Source organism: Micrococcus sp. KRD096 (assembly GCF_017168495.1).
In the GTDB taxonomy this organism is placed as follows: Bacteria; Actinomycetota; Actinomycetes; order Actinomycetales; family Micrococcaceae; genus Micrococcus; species Micrococcus luteus.
The window spans coordinates 208,937-214,936 of sequence record NZ_JABFAY010000018.1; the positions used below are offsets into that span (position 1 = coordinate 208,937).

4 protein-coding genes and 1 pseudogene are annotated in these 6,000 nt (G+C 72.7%); 1 reads left to right on the plus strand and 4 read right to left on the minus strand.

Translation table 11 applies throughout. The features are described 5' to 3' along the window. Positions 1-72 precede the first annotated feature (72 nt). Together ndk and J1M41_RS09855 are read right to left on the minus strand one after the other, a co-directional pair. Positions 73-495: a nucleoside-diphosphate kinase gene (ndk, locus tag J1M41_RS09850; protein WP_012750845.1), complete on the minus strand. Its 423-nt coding sequence runs from the start codon at positions 493-495 to the stop codon at positions 73-75. A 75-nt stretch (positions 496-570) separates the two neighbouring features. Continuing rightward, on the minus strand, positions 571-915 hold the full coding sequence (locus tag J1M41_RS09855) for a DUF4233 domain-containing protein (protein WP_354403124.1): 345 nt from the start codon (positions 913-915) through the stop codon (positions 571-573). On the opposite strand from J1M41_RS09855, the pseudogene J1M41_RS12350 reads away from it, so the two are divergent. Further along, a pseudogene (locus tag J1M41_RS12350) lies at positions 908-952 on the plus strand (hypothetical protein); the annotation flags it as partial. The gene J1M41_RS09855 and the pseudogene J1M41_RS12350 overlap by 8 nt on opposite strands. A 115-nt stretch (positions 953-1,067) precedes the next feature. Here J1M41_RS12350 and J1M41_RS09860 read toward each other — a convergent pair. Together J1M41_RS09860 and ileS are read right to left on the minus strand one after the other, a co-directional pair. Further along, positions 1,068-2,621 carry a folylpolyglutamate synthase/dihydrofolate synthase family protein gene (locus J1M41_RS09860; RefSeq protein WP_060973659.1) on the minus strand — a complete coding sequence of 518 codons (1,554 nt, stop codon included), beginning with the start codon at positions 2,619-2,621 and terminating at the stop codon, positions 1,068-1,070. Further along, on the minus strand, positions 2,621-6,000 hold a 3,380-nt coding region (ileS, locus tag J1M41_RS09865), incomplete at its 5' end, for an isoleucine--tRNA ligase (RefSeq protein ID WP_206451652.1). The genes J1M41_RS09860 and ileS, both read right to left, overlap by 1 nt.

Genomic DNA, 6,000 nt, shown 5'->3' on the forward strand with positions numbered 1-6,000 from the left:
ACCGGGCACGACGACGGCGGCCGGTCACCCCACCAGGGTGACCGGCCGCCGTCGTGCGGGCCCGGAACGGGCTCAGCCGAACCAGATCGCGAGCTCGCGCTCGGCCGAAAGGGTCGAGTCCGAACCGTGGACGAGGTTCTTCTGGACGGCCTCGCCCCAGTCCCGGCCCAGGTCGCCGCGGATGGTGCCCGGGGCGGCCACGGTGGGGTCGGTCTTGCCGGCCAGCGAGCGGAACCCCTCAATCACCGAATCGCCCGTGACGCGCGCGGCCACCACGGGGCCGGAGGCCATGAACGCCACCAGCGGCTCGAAGAACGGCTTGCCCTGGTGCTCCTCGTAGTGGCGCTCCAACATGGCGCGGGTGGGCGTGAGCATCTTCAGGTCGGCGATCACGTAGCCCTTGCGCTCGATGCGCGCGAGGATCTCGCCGACCAGGTTGCGGGCCACCCCGTCCGGCTTGATGAGGACGAGGGTCTCTTCGGTGTGGTGCGTCATGGGGTGTGCTCCTAGCGTCGTCGGACGGCCGCGAGCGCGGCCCGGTTCCCGCTCCACCCTAGTGGGGCCCGGGTCTCAGCGTCCGTGCTCGGCCTCCCAGGCGGCCTCGAGGCGGTCGCGCTGGGCGTTCTCGACGTCCATGGCCCCGCCCTTGATCACGGCGTACGCCCACGTCAGCGCGAAGAGGGCCCCCACCACGAACATCGAGTACTCCCAGAAGCCGGAGGCCAGCAGGACGGCCTGGATCGCCCAGCCGATCGCGATGCCGACGGGCCTGCGCACCAGGGCGCAGGTCAACACCGCGACGACGGCCAGCGCGGAGTAGCCCGCCACGAACCACCAGGCGCCCGGCTCGTCCCGGTGCATGCCGAACAGCATGAGCCCGAGGAAGAAGATGAGCACCGCCTCGAGCATGAGGATCGTGGAGGTGAACAGGGCGCGCACGGAGCGGCGGCGCCGACGAGTGCCGGGGCGCCACTGCCGCTGGGCTCGCGTCTCACGCGCGGGGCGCCAGGACTCATCGCCGAAGCGCCCCTGCTCCGTGGCGCCTCCGGTCTCCGGCTGGTCGGGGGTCATCGGTCCTCCTCCGGCCGGCGGCGGGCGCCGGCGTCGTCGCGGTCCTCGAGCAGCTCGAGGATCTCCGGATCCAGATCGTCCTCGTCGGCGTCCGCCAGCCCGACGGCGTCGAGCAGGTCGGCGGGGTCGAGGCCGCGGGCGGCCACGGTGACGGGGCCGGCGTGGCGGGGCTCGCCCACGAGGGTGCGGACCTCCGCGGCCAGGGTGATCGAGCCGAGCACGAGCACGCCGCCGCCGGTGCCAGAGGCCAGTTCATCCGCACTCGTCTCCAGGGCCTCCGCGCGGCCGACCGCCCACTCCAGGGCGTCCGGCACGGACTCGGTGGCGTACACGTCATCCTCGGGCCAGCCGGCGTCGACGGCCATGCGGGCCAGCTCCCCGGCCGGGATGGCGCGGGCCGAGGAGGACTGCGTCACCGCGAGGTCCTCCACGTCGTCGCCGAACGCCCGGTAGAGCGCCGCGAGCATGCCCGGCGCGTCCTTCTCCTGGAGGATCCCGACGACCAGCGAGAGGCGGGTGAAGCCGAACGCCTCCTGCACCGCGCGGGCCGTGGCCCGCACGCCGTCCGGGTTGTGGGCGGCGTCCACGATGAGCGTGGGGGCGGTGCGCAGCACCTCGAGCCGGCCGGGCGAGGTGACCTGGGACAGCCCCTCGCGCAGCAGCTCCTCGTCCAGCGGTCGCTCGCCGCCGCCCAGGAACATCTCCAGGGCCGCCACGGCCACCGCGAGGTTCTGCGCCTGGTGCTCCCCGAGCAGCGGCAGGAACAGGTCCCGGTACTCGGCCGCGAGGCCACGCACGGACACCTGCTGGCCGCCCACGGCCAGGGAGCGCTCGAGCACGCCGAACTCGACGCCCTCGAAGCGGAACGGCACGTCGGCCGCTCGGGCCGCCTCGAGCAGCACCTGGGCGGCGTCGCGCTCCTGGGCGGCGGAGACGAGGGCGCCGCCGGGCTTGATGATGCCGGCCTTCTCCTCGGCGATCTCGGCCTCGGTCTCCCCCAGCAGGTCCGTGTGGTCCAGGGAGATGGGGGTGACCACGGAGACGACGGCGTCCGCGACGTTGGTCGCGTCCGTCACGCCCCCGAGGCCCACCTCGAGGACGACGACCTCGACGGGTTCGTCCGCGAACACCGCGAAGCCCAGCGTGGTGACCGCCTCGAAGTACGTCAGCGGGACCTCGCCCGCGGCTTCGAGCTCCGCGTCCACGGTCTGCACGATCGGGAGGATCTCCCCCCACACGCGCACGAAGGTCTCGTCGGCCACCGGGGCGCCGTCGATGCTGATCCGCTCCGTGACGCGCTGCAGATGCGGCGAGGTGTAGCGCCCGGTCCGCAGCCCGTAGGCGCGCAGGACAGCCTCGACCATCCGCGCCGTAGACGTCTTGCCGTTGGTGCCGGTCAGGTGGATCACCGGGGCCGCGTGCTGCGGGTCGCCGAGCAGCGCGAGCACGCGCCGCATCGGCTCGAGCCGCGGCTGCATCTTGTTCTCCGGGGCGCGGGCGAGCAGGTCCCGGTAGACCTCCTCGACCGTGCCCGGGGCGTCCGCGCGCATCACGCGTCCGCCTTCGCGACGGTGACGGCCACGGTCTTCATGGCGTCGTCGGCCGGGTCCTTGCGCGGGTCGGCCGCGCCGGAGTCCACGAGCTCCAGGTCCACCGTGAGGGTCTCCTCCGCGACGAGACCGCGGTGGGCCTCGAGCGCCGCCACGACGGTGGTGGGGCCTTCGATCCGCGTGCGCACGCGGTCGGAGACGTCCAGGCCGGCGGCCTTGCGGGCCGCCTGGACGGCGCGGACCACGTCCCGGGCGGTGCCCTCGGCGGCCAGCTCCGCGGAGACCTCGGTGTCCAGCACGAGGAAGCCGGCGGTGCTGGGCAGCACGCCCACCGCGGTCCCCTCGGGGGCACCGGTGGAGACGGTGCGCAGCTCGTAGAGCGCGGGGGCCAGGGTCACGGTCTCGCCGTCGGCGAGCGTGACCGCCAGGCCCTCGGCCGTCTCCTCGTACGCGCCGGCGTCGACCGCCTGCTTCACGAGCGGCACCTGCCGGCCGAACGCCTTGCCGAGCTCGCGGAAGTTCAGCTTCAGCTCCGTGCCGATGCCGTAGCGGGCGATCGCCTCCTCCGAGAGCTCGGTGAGCTCGACGTCCTTGAGGTTCAGCTCGTCCGCCACGATGCGGGCGTAGGTGCCCTCGAGGCCCGCCGCGTCCGGGACGACGACGGACAGGCGGGGCAGCGGCAGGCGCACCCGGCGCCCGGCCCCCTTGCGCAGGGCCGAGCCGGCCGAGCTGATGCGGCGCACCGCGTCCATCCGGGCCACGAGGGAGTCCGCCTCGGGCCCGTGCGGGAACAGGTCGGCGTCCGGGTAGTCGGTCAGGTGGACCGAGCGGCCGCCCGTGAGACCGCGCCAGATCTCCTCGGCGATCAGCGGCATCAGCGGTGCGGCGGCCCGGGCGAAGGCCTCCAGGACGGTGTAGAGGACGTCGAAGGCGACGGTGTCCTCGTCGAAGAACCGCTCACGGGACCGGCGGATGTACCAGTTGGTCAGGGTGTCCATGAAGCCGCGCAGCGCGTCCGTGGCGTCCGAGACCTCGTAGGCGTCCAGGCTGGTCTTGACCTCCCGCAGCATGCGGCCCGTGGCGGCCAGGATGTACTGGTCCAGGGGGTCCTCTGCGGTGTGCCGCTCCTGCGCGCGGTACCCCTCGGGGCGGGCGCCGCCGTCGTGCGCGGTGTTCGCGTACAGGGTGAAGAAGTGGTAGGCGTTCCACGCCGGCAGCAGCACCTGGCGGACGCCCTCGCGGATGCCCTCCTCCGTGACGATCAGGTTGCCGCCGCGCAGGATGGGGCTGGCCATGAGGAACCAGCGCATGGCGTCCGCACCGTCGCGGTCCAGGACCTCCGTGACGTCCGGGTAGTTGCGCAGCGACTTGGACATCTTCTGTCCGTCCGAGCCGAGCACGATGCCGTGCGAGATCACGTTGGAGAACGCCGGCCGGTCGAACAGGGCGGTCGCCAGGATGTGCATGGTGTAGAACCAGCCGCGCGTCTGGCCGATGTACTCCACGATGAAGTCCGCCGGGTTGTGCGTGGGGAACCAGTCCGCGCGCTCGAACGGGTAGTGCACCTGGGCGTACGGCATGGAGCCGGAGTCGAACCAGACGTCCAGCACGTCCTCGACGCGGCGCATGACCGCACCCGCCGCGGCGGCCTCGGGGTCCGGGTGGGGGCGGGTGAGGTCGTCCACCCACGGGCGGTGCAGGTCCACCTCGCCCTGGGCGTTGCGCGGCAGGCGGCCGAAGGCCTCCTCGATCTCCGCGAGCGAGCCGTAGACCTCCTGGCGGGGGAAGTCGGGGTGGTCGGACTCCCACACCGGGATGGGCGAGCCCCAGTACCGGTTGCGGGAGATGGACCAGTCGCGCGCGTTGGCGACCCACGTGCCGAACTGCCCGTGCTTCACGTTGCCGGGGATCCAGGTGATCTCCTCGTTCAGCTCGAGCATGCGCTCCTTGACCTGGGTGACCTTGACGTACCAGGACGTCACCGCGCGGTAGATCAGCGGCGTGCGGCACCGCCAGCAGTACGGGTAGGAGTGCTCGTAGGAGGCCTCCCGCGCGAGCCGGCCCAGCGAGCGCAGGGCGCGGATGATCGTGCGGTTGGCCTCGAAGACCTGGACGCCGGCGATCTCGCGCAGGTCGCCGCGCCCGACGTCCTCGCGGGCGAACAGCGGCAGGAACCGGGCACCGGAGTCCACGGAGAGCAGCACGGGGATGCCGTTGGCCTCGCACACGCGCTGATCGTCCTCACCGTAGGCCGGCGCCTGGTGGACCACGCCGGTGCCGTCCTCGGTGGAGACGTAGCCGTCCACGAGGATGCGGTGGGCGCCCTCGACGCCGAGGTCACGGCCGTTGACGGTGAAGGTCTCCCCGCGGTGGGCGTCGAACACGTCCGTGAACAGCGGCGCATAGGCCAGGCCGCCGAGGCGGGCGCCGGGGATCGTCTCGGTGACCGCGGCGCGGGCGGCGTCGGCATTGGCGTAGCCGAGCTCCCTGGCGTGGGCGCCCACCAGGTCCACGGCCAGGAGGAAGCGGTCCCCGTCCGCGGTCGCGCCCTCGGGGCCGGCCGGCACCACGGCGTACTGGATCTGGGGGCCGACGGCGAGGGCCGCGTTGGTCGGCAGCGTCCAGGGCGTGGTGGTCCAGGCCAGGACGTGGACGCCGGCCAGGTGCGCGGCGAGCGCCGCGTCGGCGCCGCCGTCGGGCACGAGGGCGGGGTCCGCCGGGAGGCCGGTGATCGGGAACGTGACGGTGACCGAGGGGTCCTGGCGCATCTTGTAGACGTCGTCGTCCATGCGCAGCTCGTGGTTGGACAGCGGGGTCTCGTCGTTCCAGCAGTAGGGCAGGACGCGGAAGCCGCGGTAGGTCAGGCCCTTGCGGTGCAGCTCGGAGAAGGCCCAGATCACGGACTCCATGAAGTCCGGGGTGAGGGTCTTGTAGTCGTTCTCGAAGTCGACCCAGCGGGCCTGGCGGGTCACGTAGTCCTGCCACTGGTCCGTGTACTTCAGGACCGAGGAGCGGCAGGCGTCGTTGAACGTGTCGATGCCCATGGCCTCGATCTCGGACTTGTCCGTCATGCCCAGCTGCTTCATCGCCTCGAGCTCGGCGGGCAGGCCGTGGGTGTCCCAGCCGAAGCGGCGCTCCACGCGGCGGCCCTGCTGCGTCTGGTAGCGGGCCACGAGGTCCTTGACGTACCCGGTGAGCAGGTGGCCGTAGTGCGGCAGGCCGTTGGCGAAGGGCGGGCCGTCGTAGAAGACGAACTCGTTCTGCGAGCCGTCCTCGTTCCGGGTGGGACGCTGGTCGATCGAGGCCTGGAAGGTGCCGTCCTCGTCCCAGTACGCCAGGATGCGGCGCTCGATCTCCGGGAAGCGCGGGGAGGCGGGGG